Below are 15,563 nucleotides of genomic sequence, written 5' to 3'. Positions count from 1 at the left end.
CGATCACGCACATCACGGAAGTCACGGGAAGCGATGTCTGCAACGGTGGATGGGGACACATCACGATCGGCGCCGGACCGGGTACGCCGCCTCCCGCGCGGACCGTGGCCCGGGACGGTCCCGGCCCTCGCCGGCACGGCAGTCACGGCCGTCGGGCTGGTCGACATCGCGGCCGGGATCCTCCCCCTCTTCCGGCACAGCCGCACGCACACGGTCGCCGAGGCGCTCCCCGGCGCCGCCGGCCCGGTCGCCGCCGCGCTCTCCCTGAGCGCGGGCGTGCTGCTGCTCCTGCTCGCCCGTGGGATCAGACGCCACAAGCGCCGGGCCTGGCGGGCCGCCGTGGTCCTGCTGCCCGCCGGGGCCCTCGCGCAGGTGGTCCACCGCCACTCGGTCGTCGGCACGCTGCTCTCCCTGGCGCTGCTGGGGCTGCTGCTGCGCCACCGGGGCGCGTTCGCGGCGCCGCCCGACCCGCGCAGCCGCTGGCGCGCGCTGACCAACTTCGTACTGATGGGCGCCGGTTCGCTCGTCCTCGGCCTGGTGACCGTCAGCGCCCATCCCGGCCGGATCACCGGCAGCCCGGGGCTCACCGACCGCCTGGAGCACGTCATCTACGGGCTGGCCGGCCTCGAGGGCCCCCTCCGGTACTCCCCCGGCGTCTCCTCGACGGTCGGCCACTGTCTCGGCTCACTCGGCCTGCTGACCGTGATCACCACCGGCTACCTCGCCCTACGCCCCGAGCTCCCCGCCGCCCGCGTCACCGAGGACGAGGAGCGCCGGCTGCGCGACCTGCTCGCGTTCCACGGCGTACGCGACCCGCTCGGCCACTTCGCCCGCCGCGACAAAGGCGTCGTCTTCTCCCCCAGCGGCAAGGCCGCCGTCCGCTACCGCGTCGTCTCCGGCGTGATGCTCGCCGCCGGCGACCCGCTCGGCGACGTCGAGGCATGGCCGGGCGCCATCGAACGCTTCATGGACGAGGCGAAAGCGCGCTCCTGGACGCCCGCGGTGACGGGCTGCTCCAAGACCGGCTGCGAGGTCTGGTCCCGCGAGACCGGACTCGGCTGCGTGGAGCCCGGCGACGAGGCGGTGGTGGACGCCGCGGATTTCTCTCCGGCCGGGCACGCGCAGCACAGCGCGCGCCGGACGGTGCGGCACAGCGAACGGGACGGCCACCACACCCACGCCCACCGCACCCGTGACCGCACCTGCGGCGGGCCGGGGGCGTCCCCGTACGGCGACCTGACGGCCGTCATCCACTTCGTCCCCCCGGGGCGGACGGCATGTCCGGGGAGCTGACGCGCCGCGACCGGTGCACCTACGCGCCGCGACCGGTCCACTGCCCCGCCGGCCTGAGGCAGGCGAGCCCGTGCCGCCCGGCGCCCCGGCCGCCGGGCGGGCCGTGTACGGGTCAGGACAAGCCCTAGGGTGGGGCCATGAGTACGTTGCGCGGACGGGGCACGGCCGAAGGGCTGCCGGAGTGGGACCGCTGTGCGGTCATGGGAGTCGTCAATGTGACGCCGGACTCCTTCTCCGACGGCGGCCGCTGGTTCGACACCACGGCCGCGATCAAGCGGGGTCTCGACCTGGCCGCCCAGGGCGCCGACCTGATCGACGTCGGCGGCGAGTCCACCCGGCCCGGCGCCAGCCGCGTCGACGAGGACGAGGAGCTGCGCCGGGTCGTCCCCGTCGTGCGGGGCCTCGCCTCCGAGGGCGTCACCGTCTCGGTCGACACCATGCGCTCCGGCGTCGCCCAGCAGGCGGTCGCGGCGGGCGCGGTCCTCGTCAACGACGTCAGCGGCGGCCTCGCCGACCCCCGGATGGTCCCGGTCGTGGCAGCGACGGGCGCCCCGTTCGTGGTGATGCACTGGCGCGGCTTCAGCGAGGACATGAACAGCCGCGCCGTCTACGGCGACGTGGTCGCGGAGGTCGCCCGGGAGCTGCGCGCCCGGATGGAGGCCGTCGTCGAGGGCGGAATCGCGCCCGAGCGTATCGTCATCGACCCCGGCCTCGGCTTCGCCAAGCAGGCCGAGCACGACCTCGCCCTCGTCGCGCACCTCGCCGACCTGCACGCACTCGGCCGGCCGGTGCTCGTGGCCGCCTCCCGCAAGCGCTTCCTCGGCCGTGTACTGGCCAGGGACGGCGCGCCCCCGCCGGCCCGCGAACGGGACGCCGCCACCGCCGCGGTCTCGGCCATCGCCGCCCACGAAGGCGCCTGGGCGGTCCGGGTCCACGAAGTACGGGCCACGGCCGACGCCGTGCGGGTCGCCCGGGCCGTCGAGGGAGCCCGGTGAGCGGGACCGACACGGAGCTCGTGGAGCAGGCCAACACGGCCTTCTACGAGACGATGGAACGGGGCGACTTCGACGAGCTGTCCGACCTCTGGCTGGACGACGACATCTCGTGCATCCACCCCGGCTGGCCGGTCCTGACGGGCCGCGGCGAGGTCCTGCGCTCGTACGCGCTGATCATGGCGAACACGGAGTACATCCAGTTCTTCCTCACCGACGTGAAGGTGAGCGTGGCCGGTGACACGGCCCTGGTGACCTGCACGGAGAACATCCTCAGCGGCGGCCCCGCGGAGGACGGGGGCGAGCTCGGGCCGCTCGTCGGGCAGCTGGTCGTCGCCACGAATGTGTTCCGCCGCACCTTGGACGGCTGGAAGATCTGGTCGCACCACGGATCACCCGTTCTGACGGAAACAGACGGCGAAGAAGACGAGAACAGCTCCTCGTAAGTGGGTAGGGGCCGGGCAGACGGGTTCGTCGCCGCCGCCGACGGGGTATACGCGGCTACCCAGCCCCACGTGAGCCGCCCCCGGCCCCGTGGGCACGTCATGTCGGTGCTCGCAGGTAGATTCGACGGCGGGCACCGCGCCATCCGCATGTGGCCGCGTGCCCGAGGACCTACAGAAGCAGGAGTGATTCGCGTGGATCGTGTCGCGCTGCGCGGCCTCAAGGCCCGCGGGCACCACGGCGTCTTCCCCAAGGAGCGGGACGAGGGCCAGACCTTCATCGTCGATCTGGTGCTCGGCCTGGACACCCGCCCCGCGGCGGCCGACGACGACCTGTCGAAGACCGTCCACTACGGCGTGGTGGCCGAGGAGGCCGTCGCCGTCGTCGAGGGCGATCCGGTCGACCTGATCGAGACGCTGGCGGAGCGGATCGCCCAGGTGTGCCTCAAACACGATGTCGTCCAGGAGGTCGAGGTGGTGGTGCACAAGCCGGACGCCCCGATCACGGTGCCCTTCGACGACGTCACCATCACGATCACCCGGAGCCGAGTATGAATCAGGCAGCAAGCGACCCGACCGTGCAGCCGGTGCCGTCCTCCGTCACGGAGCAGGTCGATGCCGCCGATGTCACTCTGTCCAATCCCAAGGACGCCGTGATCTCCCTCGGCTCCAACCTGGGCAACCGGCTGGAGACCCTCCAGGGCGCCATCGACGCGCTCGAGGACACCCCCGGCCTGCGGGTGAAGGCCGTGTCTCCCGTCTACGAGACGGAGCCGTGGGGTGTCGAACCCGGCAGCCAGCCGTCGTACTTCAACGCGGTGGTCATGATCAGGACGACGCTTCCGCCGTCCTCCCTCCTCGAGCGCGGCCAGGCCATCGAGGAGGCCTTCGACCGCGTCCGCGTGGAGCGCTGGGGCCCGCGCACCATCGACGTCGACATCGTCGCCTACGCGGACGTGGTGTCCGACGACCCGGAGCTCACGCTGCCGCACCCCCGCGCCCACCAGCGCGCCTTCGTGCTCGCCCCGTGGCACGACATCGAGCCGGAGGCCCAGCTGCCGGGCCGCGGCGCGGTGGCCGAGCTGCTGGCCGGTGTCGGCGTCGCCGGCGTCCAGCCGCGCGGCGACCTGGAACTGCGCCTGCCCGAGTAGTCGTTAGGCTCGTACGGCACGGTCGCGCACGGCGGCCGTGCACAGTCGGGAGCAACAGGCGAAGGGCGGCTTTCTCGGTGAAGCAACTACGGCTCGGTGTGCTGGCCGGTCTCTTCGCCGCGGCAGGCGTGCTGTCCTGGGGCGGCGCCCGCCTGTGGGACTCGCTGGGGACGCTGCCGAGCGTGCCGCTCGCCGCCCCCATCGTGCTGGCGGCCATCGCGGCCGTCCTCGCCGCGACCGCCCTCTCGATCCGGGCCCGGCTCCGCGCCCAGCGCGAACGGCGCCCGGGCGCCAAGGGCGTCGAGCCGCTGATGGCCGCCCGTGCGGTGGTCTTCGGCCAGGCGAGCGCCCTGGTGGCGGCGCTGGTCAGCGGGATGTACGGCGGCACGGGGGTGTTCCTGCTGGGCTCGCTCGACGTCCCCGCCCGCCGCGACCAGGCGATCTACGCCGGGTTCGCGGTGGTGGCCGGCATCGCGGTCATCGCCGCGGCGATCTTCCTCGAGCGGGTCTGCAGACTGCCCGAGGACGACGACGACAACGGCGGCGCGGCCCGAGCGGCCTGACCGCCGGGCCGCGCCGCCGGCCGTCCGGTCACCGCGCCATGATCAGGCTCATCGCCTCGTTGCGCGTCGCCGAGTCCCGCAGCTGGCCGCGCACCGCCGAGGTGATCGTCTTGGCGCCGGGCTTGCGGATGCCGCGCATCGACATGCACATGTGCTCGCACTCGACGACCACGATCACACCGCGCGGCTCCAGGATCTCCATCAGGGAGTCGGCTATCTGCGTCGTCATCCGCTCCTGGACCTGGGGCCGGCGGGCGTAGACGTCCACCAGGCGGGCCAGCTTCGACAGGCCCGTGATCTTGCCCGTGGTCGACGGGATGTAGCCGACGTGGGCCACGCCCCGGAACGGCACCAGGTGGTGCTCGCACGTCGAATAGACCTCGATGTCCTTGACGAGCACCATCTCGTCGTGGCCGAGGTCGAACGTCGTCGTCAGGACGTCCCCCGGCTCCTGCCACAGCCCGGCGAAGATCTCCCGGTACGCCCGCGCCACCCGCGCCGGGGTCTCGCGCAGGCCCTCACGGTCCGGGTCCTCTCCGACCGCGATGAGCAGTTCGCGGACGGCGTTCTCCGCTCGCTTCTCGTCGAACTCGGCGATAGAACGCTCGCCGTCCAGCGTCACCGGGTCGGTCATCTGTGCCTCGTTCCTCTGCTTCCACATGGCGTGAAAACGCCGCACCTCCCAGGCTAGAACCTGGGAGATGCGGCGTTCATTCCGGGGCGGGGCGAGCCGCCACGGCATAGTGCCTGGTCAGGCCTCTGGACGCTCCTCGGCGACCGGCTCCGCGGGGGCCTTGGTGACATCGGTCACCGTGGCCGCCGACGAGGCCGCACCGTTCGCGGCGCCATTGGTCAGGGCCAGTTCCTTGGGCGAGAGCACCGGCGGACGCGTCGAGGGCGTACGCCGCGAGGAGCCGGTCCACGCCGGGCGGGCCGGGCGCTTCACGATCGGCGCGAAGATCTCGGCGATCTCCTCCTTGCCGAGCGTCTCCCTCTCGAGGAGCTGGAGGACCAGATTGTCGAGAACGTCGCGGTTCTCGACCAGGATCTCCCACGCCTCGTTGTGCGCGGTCTCGATGAGCTTCTTGACCTCTTCGTCGACCAGCGCCGCGACCTCTTCCGAGTAGTCCCGCGGGTGACCCATCTCGCGGCCCAGGAACGGCTCGGTGTTGTCACCGCCGAACTTGATCGCGCCCAGCCGCTCCGTCATGCCGTACTGCGTGACCATCGCGCGGGCCGTGGCAGTGGCCTTCTCGATGTCGTTCGCAGCGCCGGTGGTCGGGTCGTGGAAGACGAGCTCCTCGGCCGCGCGCCCGCCCAGCATGTACGCGAGCTGGTCGAGCATCTCGTTGCGCGTGGTCGAGTACTTGTCCTCCTCCGGCAGCACCATCGTGTAACCGAGGGCTCTGCCGCGGGACAGGATCGTGATCTTGTGGACCGGGTCGGAGTTGGGTGAAGCCGCCGCGACCAGGGCGTGTCCGCCCTCGTGGTACGCGGTGATCTTCTTCTCCTTGTCGGACATGATCCGGGTCCGCTTCTGCGGGCCCGCCACGACACGGTCGATCGCCTCGTCCAGGAAGTGGTTGTCGATCAGCTTCTTGTTGCCGCGCGCGGTGAGCAGCGCGGCTTCGTTCAGCACGTTCGACAGGTCGGCGCCGGTGAAGCCGGGCGTCCGCCGGGCGACGGCGCCCAGGTCGACGTCCGGGGCGACCGGCTTGCCCTTCTGGTGGACCTTGAGGATCTCCAGACGGCCCTGCATGTCCGGCCGGTCGACCGCGATCTGCCGGTCGAAGCGGCCCGGGCGCAGCAGCGCCGGGTCCAGGATGTCGGGCCGGTTGGTGGCGGCGATCAGGATGACGCCGCCCTTCACGTCGAAGCCGTCCATCTCGACGAGCAGCTGGTTCAGCGTCTGCTCGCGCTCGTCGTGGCCGCCGCCCATGCCGGCGCCGCGATGGCGGCCGACGGCGTCGATCTCGTCGACGAAGACGATCGCCGGGGCGTTCGCCTTGGCCTGCTCGAAGAGGTCACGGACGCGGGAGGCACCGACGCCGACGAACATCTCGACGAAGTCGGAACCGGAGATCGAGTAGAAGGGGACGCCCGCCTCGCCGGCGACGGCGCGTGCGAGCAGGGTCTTGCCCGTGCCGGGCGGGCCGTAGAGCAGCACGCCCTTCGGGATCTTGGCGCCGACGGCCTGGAACTTGGCCGGTTCCTGGAGGAACTCCTTGATCTCGTGGAGCTCCTCGACCGCCTCGTCGGATCCCGCCACGTCCGAGAACGTCGTCTTCGGGGTGTCCTTGGTGATCAGCTTGGCCTTGGACTTCCCGAAGTTCATGACACGGGAGCCACCGCCCTGCATCTGATTCATCAGGAAGAGGAAGACCACGACGATCAGAACGAAGGGCAAGAGGGAGAGCAGGACCGAGACGAACGGGCTCTGCTTCGACGGCGAGACCGTGTAGCCGTCCTCGATCGCGCCGGACTCGAACTTGTCCTGCAGCGTGTCCGCCAGGTCTACGCCCTGGGTGCCGATGTAGCTGGCCTGGACCTTGCTGCTGTTGTCGACCTTCTGGCCCTCCTTGAGCTCGATCTTGATGATCTGCTCGTCACCAGTGGTCAGTTTTGCCTGCTTGACCTGGTCTTTGTCGATCGCCTGGACGACCTTGCCGGTGTCAACCGTCTTGTAGCCGCCGGACGAGCCGACAACCTGCATCAGCACGACCACGGCGAGGACGGCCAGCACGATCCACATGACCGGCCCACGGAAGTATCGCTTCACGTCCATCCATACGGGGCGGTGTCGCCCCGTCCCTCCTGCCCGTAGGTAAATGCTGCTGTGAGAAAAGACAACTGTTCTTCGGACGGTACCTCAGCAATGCCACCGGGGACCGCCTTCCCTTGCTCCAACGGCGAAAAGGCGGGCTTGGTTCCCGGTGGGCCCTTGCTTCAGCCTCCGTAGACGTGTGGGGCCAGTGTGCCCACGAACGGAAGGTTCCGGTACTTCTCCGCGTAGTCGAGGCCGTAACCGACGACGAACTCGTTCGGGATGTCGAAGCCGATCCACTTCACGTCGATGGCGACCTTGGCCGCGTCGGGCTTCCGCAGCAGGGTGCAGACCTCGAGAGAGGCCGGCTCGCGGGAGCCGAGGTTCGACAGGAGCCAGGACAGGGTCAGTCCGGAGTCGATGATGTCCTCGACGATCAGGACGTGCTTGCCCTTGATGTCGGTGTCCAGGTCCTTGAGGATGCGCACCACACCGGACGACTGGGTGCCGGCGCCGTACGAGGACACGGCCATCCAGTCCATCGTGACGGGGGAGGACAGCGCGCGCGCCAGGTCCGCCATCACCATCACCGCGCCCTTGAGGACTCCGACGATGAGCAGGTCCTTGCCCGCGTACTCTGCGTCGATCTTCGCGGCCAGCTCGATGAGCTTCGCGTCGATCTCTTCCTTGGTGATGAGCACCGACTGAAGGTCGGTGCCCATGTCCTTCTCGTTCACCCGCGTCGCTTTCTCTCGGCGGTTCAGCCTTGCCGAATGACCAGTCTGCCACCCTGCCGTCGCACCTGGACCCGGCCGGGCAGGTTGATGGCCCCCTGACCACGCCATCCGGTGATCAGCCGGTCGACCTCTTCGACGTGCCGGGCGAAGAGCGACCCGGCGGGCGCGCCGGCCCGGATCACGGCCCGGCGCAGCACCCGGCGCCGTACGGCGGGGGGCAGGACGTACAGCTTGGCGCAGTCCAGCATGCCGCTCTCGTCCCGTACGGAGGCGTCCGCGTCGGCGGCCCAGCTGTCGAGGGCGTCGGCGTCGTCGCGGGAGAGCTGAGCGGTGCGGGCGAGGGCTTCGACGACGCCTTTGCCGAGCGCCTTCTCCAGGGCGGGCAGGCCCTCGTGGCGCAGTCGGGAGCGGGTGTACGCGGGGTCGGCGTTGTGCGGGTCGTCCCAGACGGGCAGCGACTGGACCATGCAGGCCTTGCGGGCGGTCTGCCGGTCGATCTGGAGGAAGGGGCGGCGGTAGCGGCCGGCGGTCCCGGAGACGGCGGCCATCCCGGACAGCGAGCGGATGCCGGAGCCGCGGGCGAGTCCGAGGAGGACGGTCTCCGCCTGGTCGTCGCGGGTGTGTCCGAGCAGCACGGCGGCGGCGCCGTGGCGCTCCGCGGCCTCGTCGAGCGCCGCGTACCGGGCGTCGCGGGCCGCGGCCTCGGGTCCACCCGCGCGGCCGACCCGGACGGCGACGGTCTCCACGGGGTCGAGCCCGAGTGCGGCGAGGCGTGCGGCGACCTCGTCGGCGCGCCCGGCGGAGCCGTCCTGGAGGCCGTGGTCGACGGTGATGCCGCCGGCGCGGACGGAGAGTTTGCGGGCCTCGAAGGCGAGGGCGGAGGCGAGGGCCATGGAGTCGGCTCCGCCGGAGCACGCCACGAGGACGAGCGGCGGTTCGCCCGCGGGGGCCGGGCCCGGGGCGGAGCGGGCGAAGCGGGCTGCTCGTGCCGTGTGATCGGTGAGTACGTCGTGGAGTACGCGGCGGACCGCCAGGCGTATCGCCGCGACCGCAGGATGGGGACCCATGTCCGGTGCCCTTCGTGAACGGTTCGGGAGGGAGGAGTGTCTCGGTCGAGTCGGGACGACGATCAGGAACGGCCAGCGGACGACGATCGCCACTCCGAGAGCTGTCACTCAGAGTGCGTCGATGGTGACAGAACCGAGCCAATACCCGAGCATTGCACGCCTATCCACAGCCCACGGTCCCTCGGACGGGTGATTGGTGCGGCGTCCTTCTGCCGTCACGCGTCCGCTTTTCGCGCCTTTCCTCTACGGTGCGCCCTCCCCCTTCCGGTGCACCCTCGCGACCCAGTCCGCCGGTTTGGCGATCTCCGCCTTGGTGGGGAGCGTGTTCGGCGAGGTCCAGACGCGGTTGAAGCCGTCCATGCCCACCTCCTCGACCACGGCCCGTACGAACCGCTCGCCGTCGCGGTACTGGCGCAGCTTGGCGTCGAGGCCGAGCAGCTTGCGCAGGGCCAGGTCGAGCCGGCTCGCACCGCGCGCCCGGCGCTGCTGGAACTTCTCCCGGATCTCGGCGACCGACGGCACGACCGCGGGGCCGACGCCGTCCATCACGAAGTCGGCGTGCCCTTCGAGCAGGGACATCACGGCGGTCAGCCGGCCGAGGATCTCGCGCTGGGCGGGGGTCTGGACGATCTCGACGATCGAGTGGCCGCCCTCGTCCCGTTCGCCCTCCGGGCGTGCCCCGGCGAGCGACTGGGCGGCTTCGCGGAGCCGTTCGAGGACCGTCATGGGGTCGGTCTCGGTCTCGGCGAGGAAGGACTGGATCTCGCCCTCGAGGTGGTCGCGCAGCCACGGCACGCCGGTGAACTGGGTGCGGTGGGTCTCCTCGTGGAGGCAGACCCAGAGGCGGAAGTCGTGCGGGTCGACCTCCAGTTCACGTTCGACGTGGACGATGTTGGGCGCGACCAGCAGCAGCCGTCCGCCGCCGTTGCCGCCGGCCTCGGCGGGGTCGCCGGCGGGCAGGTCGCGGGTGGCGGGGGCGAAGGTCTCGTACTGCCCCAGGACCCGGGAGGCCAGGAAGGACAGCAGCATCCCCAGCTCGACACCGGTCACCTTGCCGCCGACGGCGCCGAGGACCGCGCCGCCGGGGCCGCCGGAGCGGCGCTCCTGCATCTTGTCCAGCAGCGGCCGCAGCAGCTCGCGGAAGCCCGCGACGTTCGCCTTGACCCATCCCGCCCGGTCCACGACGAGGACCGGGGTGTCCCGTGGCACCGCGCCCTCCGGGATCATCCGGGTGAACTCCCGGACGTGCTCCTCCGAGGACTTGGCATGCCGGCGCAGCTCTGCGACGACCGCGCGGGCCTCTTCCCGGCTCACCTCGGGACCGGGCCGCACGAAGCGGGTCGCGGTCGCCACGGCGAGGTTCCAGTCGACCATCTCGGCACCACCGATGCTCGTCATGCGTCAACCGTACGTTCTCGGCTGCGGCTGCGGAGAGGTGTTGCCCGCCCCCGGTCCGGCCGGCGGCCGCGGGCGGAACGGGACGGCTCAGGACACGAGCGCGCCCGCGAGGCGGTCGAGAGCGGGCTGCGCTTCGTACGGGGAGGGGGTGCCGGAGGCCAGGAACGCGAAGCCGAGGAGTCGGCCGCCCGGGTCAACGACGGTGCCGGCCAGGGCGTTGACCCCGGTGAGGGTGCCGGTCTTGGCGCGGACCAGACCGGTGCCGGCGGAGGTGTCCGACCAGCGGTGTTCCAGGGTGCCGTTGAAGCCGGCGACGGGGAGCCCGGTGAGGACCGGCCGCAACTCGGGGTGGTCGGGGTCGGCGGCGCGGGCCAGGAGAGTGGTGAGCAGTGCGGCGGACACCCGGTCGCGGCGGTCGAGACCGCTGCCGTCGGCGAACCGGGCCCCGTTCAGCGGCAGCCGGAGCCTTCGCAGCTGCTGGGTGACGGCTCGTTCCGCGCCGGCGAAGGACGCCTTCTCGCCGGTGGCGAGGGCGGTCTGCCGGGCGAGGGACTCCGCGATGTCGTTGTCGCTGTCGGTGAGCATCCGCTCGACGACCGACGACAGGGGTTCGGAGAGGACCTGGGCGAGGGGCACGGCCTGTGCCGCGGCCCGGCCGGGGACGGGCGCCGCGATGTGGACCCCGCGTTCGGAGAGCATGTCCCGGAAGACCCGGGCGGCTTCGCCGGCCGGGTCCGCGCTGCGGGTGGCCGCCCCGGTGGTGCGTGCGTCGAGGCGGCCCTGCCCGACCATGAGGGCGCTGACGGGGGCGATGTTGTCGTTGGGGCCGATGGGATGCAGGAGGGGGCCCTCGTAGAGCGAGGTGTCGTACTCGAGCCGGATCTTCGCGGCGGGCTGCCCGTCCTTCGCCGCCGGCTTCCGCTCCCGCAGGGCGCGCGCGGTCCGCTCGGCCAGTTCGCCGAGGCGGGCCCGGTCGAGGGTGGCGTCACCGCCGCCGACGAGTGTGATCACGTCGGCGTCCGGCGCCGCGGCGACCGTGGTGGGGACGCGGTGGCCGGTTCCGAGGGCGGTGAGCGCGGCGGCGGCCGTGGCGATCTTGACGGTGGACGCGGGGACCATGGGGGTCTCGGCCCGCTTCCCGTACAGCCGCTCGCCGGTGGCGAGGTCGACGACGCAGGCGGCGGGCGCCGGACCGAGACCGGGGTCGGCGAGCAGGGAGTCGAGGATCTTCGGCAGCCCGCCGGCGGGTGCGGCCGGTTCCTCCGCGGTCACGGTCCGCGGGCCGCCCAGGGCCGTGAGAACGGGGGCCGCGCTGGGCGCGGGAGCGGGCCGCTCCGGGGCGGGCGCGTGATGTGCGCCACCCGTGGGGCTGTGGGCAGCCACACGCTCTCTCTCGGCCTTACGCTGGCCCGAGTCCCAAGGCCCCGCCGCGGCCACCGCCCCGGCGGCGAGGGTGAGGCCGACCACGGCAGCACCTGTTGCAAGCTGCCACGTCCTGATCACCGGCACCTCGCACCAGCCCCTTTCGCGATCACACATGTGCGTGAGGGACACTTAATCACCAGTACTGCGTCTTGTTGTGTGTTTGATCATGGAGGAGCCACCCGTGGAGTTCGACGTCACCATCGAGATCCCGAAGGGTTCGCGGAACAAGTACGAGGTGGACCACGAGACCGGTCGGATCCGCCTGGACCGTCGACTCTTCACCTCGACCAGCTACCCGGCCGACTACGGATTCGTCGAGAACACCCTCGGCGAGGACGGCGACCCGTTGGACGCGCTGGTCATTCTTGACGAGCCGACCTTCCCGGGCTGCCTCATCAAGTGCCGCGCCATCGGCATGTTCCGTATGACGGACGAGGCGGGCGGCGACGACAAGCTGCTGTGCGTCCCGGCGTCCGACCCGCGCGTGGAGCACCTGCGGGACATCCACCACGTGTCCGAGTTCGACCGCCTGGAGATCCAGCACTTCTTCGAGGTCTACAAGGACCTGGAGCCCGGCAAGTCCGTCGAGGGCGCCGACTGGGTCGGCCGCGCCGAGGCCGAGGCCGAGATCGAGGCCTCCTTCAAGCGCCTCGAGGCACAGGGCGGCGCGCACTGACGCCGCACGACTGAGCACTCCGGCGCGGGCGGCACACCTCTGGTGTGCCGCCCGCGTCGCGTGTCCCCCCTTGCCCGTGCCCATACTGGGCAGGAGCGCCGGTCGAGGGACAGTACGAGAGGGAGAGCGAGGACGACGAGTGGTGGCGGAGCCCGAGGGCCCGGAGGACCGGAAACCCCAGTCCGACGAGGCGCACAGCGCCTTCATCCCTCCGGCGGGGGTCGGGCAGCCGGAGGTGCCCGAGGAGGACCACCCGAGTTCCGAGTTCGCCGTTCCGGAGGGCCTTGCTCCGGAGTCGGCCGCCGAGCCCGAGGGGTCCGCGTTCGCGCCGCCGCGCACGTACAGCGCGCGCAATTCGCCGCCGGCCTTCACCCCGGCGCACGGCATCCCCCTGGTGCGCACGTCCAAGGACGCGCCCTGGCAGGACCGGATGCGCGCGATGCTCAAGATCCCGGTGGGCGAGCGGCCGATGCCCGAGTCGCCGCACCGGCACGACGAGGCCGGCCCGGCCGTCCCCCGCGTGCTCGACCTGACCCTGCGTATCGGCGAGTTGCTGCTCGCGGGCGGTGAGGGCGCCGAGGACGTCGAGGCGGCGATGTTCGCCATCTCGCGCTCGTACGGGCTGGACCGCTGCGAGCCGACGGTGACCTTCACACTGCTGTCGATCACGTATCAGCCGTCCCTGGTCGACGACCCGGTGACCGCGAGCCGCACCGTGCGGCGGCGCGGCACCGACTACACGCGGCTGGCGGCGGTCTACCTGCTGGTCCACGACATCAGCGCGGAGGAGTCGGACGTCTCCCTGGAGGAGGCCTACCGGCGGCTCGCCGAGATCCGCCGTAACCGGCACCCCTACCCCGGCTGGGCGCTCACGCTGGCCGGCGGCATGCTGGCCGGGTCGGCGTCGGTGCTGGTCGGCGGTGACGCGGTGGTGTTCGTCGCCGCCGCGGTCAGTGCGATGCTCGGCGACCGGCTGGCCTGGCTGTGCGCGGGGCGCGGACTGCCGGAGTTCTACCAGTTCGTGGCGGCGGCGATGCCGTCGGCGGCGATGGGCGTGGCCCTGTCGCTCTCACCCCTGGAGCTGCGGGCCTCCGCGGTGATCACCGGTGGGCTGTTCGCGCTGATCCCGGGACGGGCGCTGGTCGCCGGGGTGCAGGACGGGCTGACCGGCTTCTACATCACGGCGGCCGCGCGACTGCTCGAGGTCGGCTATCTCGTGGTCGCCATCGTGGTCGGCGTGCTGGCGGTGCTGTATCTGGGCGTCGCGCTGGACGCGGGGCTCAGTCCGGAGACCGCGATCCACAGCCGGCCGCGGCCGGTGCCCCAGACGCTGGCCGCGATGAGCCTGTCGCTGTGCTTCGCCGTGATGCTCCAGCAGGAGCGCAGCACGGTCGCGCTGGTCACCTTCAACGGCGGTGTCGCCTGGGTCGTCTACGGCGCGCTCGCGGACGTCGCCGAGGCCTCGCCGGTCGCCGCGACGGCCGCCGCGGCGGGCCTGGTGGGCCTGTTCGGGCACATGCTGTCGCGCTACCGCTTCGCCTCGGCACTGCCGTACGTCACGGCCGCCATCGGCCCGCTGCTGCCCGGTAGCGCCACGTACTTCGGACTGCTGGAGATCGCGCGGGGCAACACGAACGCCGGTCTGACCTCGCTGAGCAAGGCGGCGGCGCTGGCGCTGGCCATCGCGATCGGGGTGAACCTGGGCGGCGAGATTTCCCGGCTGTTCCTGCGGGTGCCGGGTGTCACCGGGGCGCTGCCCGGCGTGGAGACGCCGGGCGGCCGCCGCGCGGCCAAGCGGACGCGCGGCTTCTGAGCCGTGGGGAAGCGTCAGCGCTTGGCGTGACGGCCGCCGCGGGACGACGGCGGGATCTCGGGGTCGGTGTCCGAGCCCGCTGCGGCGGCCGCCTTCCTGCCCTTGGAGCGGGCCCGCAGGAACTCGATCAGGATCGGCACGACCGAGAGCAGGACGATCAGGATCAGGATCGCCTCGATGTGCTTGTGGACGAAGTCCACCTTGCCGAGCGCGGCGCCGAGCAGGGTGACACCGGCTCCCCACAGCAAGCCGCCGATGATGTTGAACGTGACGAACGAGCGGTAGTTCATCCGGCTCACGCCGGCGATGATCGGCGTGAACGTCCGCACGATGGGCACGAAGCGGGCCAGGACCAGGGACTTCGGACCGTACTTCTCGAAGAACTCGTGGGCCTTCTCCACGTTCTCCTGCTTGAAGAGGCGGGAGTCGGGGCGCTTGAAGAGGGCCGGGCCGACCTTGCGGCCGAAGAGATAGCCGACCTGGTCACCGATGATCGCGGCGAGCACGACCAGGGTGCAGACCAGCCACAGGGGCTGCTTGATCACGTCGGTGGTCACCAGCAGGCCCGTGGTGAACAGCAGCGAGTCGCCGGGCAGGAAGAAGCCGATCAGCAGACCGGACTCGGCGAAGACGATGGCGAGCACGCCGATCAGGCCGAAGGTGGTGATCAGGTAGTCCGGGTCGAGCCAGCTCGGTCCGAGCGCAAGGGTGTTCACGAGGTCCGGGCTCCTGTGGTCATAGTCATCGGCGGGTCGGCTGCCCAAAGCTATCAACGCACAGGTGTGACCCCGCGTTCCACCGGTCGTAGCGGATGCGGGGTGAACGGCCACCGACGAGGCTGTGCACCATGGGAATCGAGGAGTACGGCGGCGGGCAGGGCCCGCAGGCCGATGTGCTGGTCGTCACGACGAACGACATCCCGGGCTTCCGGGTGGAGCAGGTGATCGGGGAGGTCTTCGGACTGACCGTGCGCTCGCGTCACCTGGGCAGTCAGATCGGGGCGGGTCTGAAGTCGATGGTCGGCGGTGAGCTCAAGGGGCTCACCAAGACCCTGGTGGAGACCCGCAACCAGGCCATGGAACGCCTCATCGAACAGGCCCGCTCCCGGGGCGCGAACGCGGTTCTCGCGTTCCGCTTCGACGTGACGGACGCCTCGGACGTCGGCACGGAGGTCTGCGCCTACGGCACGGCGGTCGTCATCGCCCGGATGTGACGGGAGACGGGCCAGCGCGGCGCCGCCG

15 protein-coding genes and 1 pseudogene are annotated in these 15,563 nt (G+C 71.5%); 9 read left to right on the top strand and 7 right to left on the bottom strand.

Annotation, left to right across the window (positions count from 1 at the left end; all coding sequences use genetic code 11):
- Positions 1–33: 33 nt before the first annotated feature.
- The 6 genes and pseudogenes from ACFYOP_RS20050 to ACFYOP_RS20025 all read left to right on the top strand — a co-directional run.
- Positions 34–1,307: pseudogene (locus ACFYOP_RS20050) on the top strand (phosphatidylglycerol lysyltransferase domain-containing protein); the annotation flags it as partial.
- Positions 1,308–1,430: 123 nt separating this feature from the next.
- On the top strand, positions 1,431–2,288 hold the full coding sequence (gene folP / locus ACFYOP_RS20045) for a dihydropteroate synthase (RefSeq protein ID WP_356897856.1): 858 nt from the start codon (positions 1,431–1,433) through the stop codon (positions 2,286–2,288).
- Positions 2,285–2,731: a nuclear transport factor 2 family protein gene (locus ACFYOP_RS20040; protein WP_356897857.1), complete on the top strand. Its 447-nt coding sequence runs from the start codon at positions 2,285–2,287 to the stop codon at positions 2,729–2,731. The genes folP and ACFYOP_RS20040 overlap by 4 nt, the downstream gene beginning before the upstream one ends.
- A gap of 192 nt (positions 2,732–2,923) precedes the next feature.
- Positions 2,924–3,283: a dihydroneopterin aldolase gene (folB, locus tag ACFYOP_RS20035; RefSeq protein WP_356897858.1), complete on the top strand. Its 360-nt coding sequence runs from the start codon at positions 2,924–2,926 to the stop codon at positions 3,281–3,283.
- A complete protein-coding gene (gene folK, locus ACFYOP_RS20030) occupies positions 3,280–3,879 on the top strand; it encodes a 2-amino-4-hydroxy-6-hydroxymethyldihydropteridine diphosphokinase (RefSeq protein WP_356897859.1) in 600 nt (199 codons plus the stop codon). Before folB ends, folK begins: the two co-directional genes overlap by 4 nt.
- A 77-nt stretch (positions 3,880–3,956) precedes the next feature.
- Positions 3,957–4,442 (top strand): DUF3180 domain-containing protein, encoded by a 486-nt coding sequence (locus ACFYOP_RS20025; protein WP_356897860.1) that lies wholly within the window; start codon positions 3,957–3,959, stop codon positions 4,440–4,442.
- Positions 4,443–4,470: 28 nt separating this feature from the next.
- On the opposite strand, the gene folE is transcribed toward ACFYOP_RS20025, so the two are convergent.
- The 6 genes from folE to dacB all read right to left on the bottom strand — a co-directional run bounded on the left by folE (position 4,471) and on the right by dacB (position 11,947).
- Positions 4,471–5,076: a GTP cyclohydrolase I FolE gene (gene folE, locus ACFYOP_RS20020; protein WP_356897861.1), complete on the bottom strand. Its 606-nt coding sequence runs from the start codon at positions 5,074–5,076 to the stop codon at positions 4,471–4,473.
- 117 nt (positions 5,077–5,193) lie between these two features.
- A complete protein-coding gene (ftsH, locus tag ACFYOP_RS20015; RefSeq protein WP_356897862.1) occupies positions 5,194–7,227 on the bottom strand; it encodes an ATP-dependent zinc metalloprotease FtsH in 2,034 nt (677 codons plus the stop codon).
- Positions 7,228–7,388: 161 nt separating this feature from the next.
- On the bottom strand, positions 7,389–7,928 hold the full coding sequence (gene hpt / locus ACFYOP_RS20010) for a hypoxanthine phosphoribosyltransferase (protein WP_264250189.1): 540 nt from the start codon (positions 7,926–7,928) through the stop codon (positions 7,389–7,391).
- Positions 7,929–7,966: 38 nt separating this feature from the next.
- Positions 7,967–9,010: a tRNA lysidine(34) synthetase TilS gene (tilS, locus tag ACFYOP_RS20005; protein WP_356897863.1), complete on the bottom strand. Its 1,044-nt coding sequence runs from the start codon at positions 9,008–9,010 to the stop codon at positions 7,967–7,969.
- Positions 9,011–9,253: 243 nt separating this feature from the next.
- The gene (locus ACFYOP_RS20000) at positions 9,254–10,408 is read right to left on the bottom strand and encodes a zinc-dependent metalloprotease (RefSeq protein ID WP_356897864.1); all 1,155 of its coding nucleotides are present in this window, start codon (positions 10,406–10,408) and stop codon (positions 9,254–9,256) included.
- Positions 10,409–10,495: 87 nt separating this feature from the next.
- Positions 10,496–11,947, bottom strand: coding sequence for a D-alanyl-D-alanine carboxypeptidase/D-alanyl-D-alanine-endopeptidase (gene dacB / locus ACFYOP_RS19995; RefSeq protein ID WP_356897865.1), 1,452 nt, complete (start codon positions 11,945–11,947; stop codon positions 10,496–10,498).
- A 67-nt stretch (positions 11,948–12,014) separates the two neighbouring features.
- On the opposite strand from dacB, the gene ACFYOP_RS19990 reads away from it, so the two are divergent.
- Positions 12,015–12,509, top strand: a complete 495-nt coding sequence (locus tag ACFYOP_RS19990; protein WP_005314187.1) for an inorganic diphosphatase — start codon at positions 12,015–12,017, stop codon at positions 12,507–12,509.
- 139 nt (positions 12,510–12,648) lie between these two features.
- Positions 12,649–14,322, top strand: a complete 1,674-nt coding sequence (locus ACFYOP_RS19985) for a threonine/serine exporter family protein (RefSeq protein WP_356897866.1) — start codon at positions 12,649–12,651, stop codon at positions 14,320–14,322.
- Between the two features lie 14 nt (positions 14,323–14,336).
- On the opposite strand, the gene ACFYOP_RS19980 is transcribed toward ACFYOP_RS19985, so the two are convergent.
- Complete coding sequence (locus ACFYOP_RS19980) at positions 14,337–15,038, bottom strand: VTT domain-containing protein (protein WP_356897867.1); 702 nt, start codon at positions 15,036–15,038, stop codon at positions 14,337–14,339.
- 131 nt (positions 15,039–15,169) lie between these two features.
- Here ACFYOP_RS19980 and ACFYOP_RS19975 point away from each other — a divergent pair, with 131 nt between their 5' ends.
- Positions 15,170–15,535 (top strand): YbjQ family protein, encoded by a 366-nt coding sequence (locus tag ACFYOP_RS19975; protein ID WP_356897868.1) that lies wholly within the window; start codon positions 15,170–15,172, stop codon positions 15,533–15,535.
- Positions 15,536–15,563: the final 28 nt, after the last annotated feature.

It is taken from the genome of Streptomyces sp. NPDC006294, assembly GCF_042870895.1.
GTDB lineage: Bacteria > Actinomycetota > Actinomycetes > Streptomycetales > Streptomycetaceae > Streptomyces.
Note: the sequence above shows the minus strand (reverse complement) of the source record. Positions and strands in the feature narration are given on the sequence as shown.

Coding starts and splice junctions, on each gene's coding strand:
- folP (WP_356897856.1), top strand. CDS start 1,431: ATGAGTACGTTGCGCGGACGGGGCACGGCCGAAGGGCTGCCGGAGTGG.
- folK (WP_356897859.1), top strand. CDS start 3,280: ATGAATCAGGCAGCAAGCGACCCGACCGTGCAGCCGGTGCCGTCCTCC.
- folE (WP_356897861.1), bottom strand. CDS start 5,076: ATGACCGACCCGGTGACGCTGGACGGCGAGCGTTCTATCGCCGAGTTC.
- ftsH (WP_356897862.1), bottom strand. CDS start 7,227: ATGGACGTGAAGCGATACTTCCGTGGGCCGGTCATGTGGATCGTGCTG.
- hpt (WP_264250189.1), bottom strand. CDS start 7,928: ATGGGCACCGACCTTCAGTCGGTGCTCATCACCAAGGAAGAGATCGAC.
- tilS (WP_356897863.1), bottom strand. CDS start 9,010: ATGGGTCCCCATCCTGCGGTCGCGGCGATACGCCTGGCGGTCCGCCGC.
- ACFYOP_RS20000 (WP_356897864.1), bottom strand. CDS start 10,408: ATGACGAGCATCGGTGGTGCCGAGATGGTCGACTGGAACCTCGCCGTG.
- dacB (WP_356897865.1), bottom strand. CDS start 11,947: ATGTGTGATCGCGAAAGGGGCTGGTGCGAGGTGCCGGTGATCAGGACG.
- ACFYOP_RS19975 (WP_356897868.1), top strand. CDS start 15,170: ATGGGAATCGAGGAGTACGGCGGCGGGCAGGGCCCGCAGGCCGATGTG.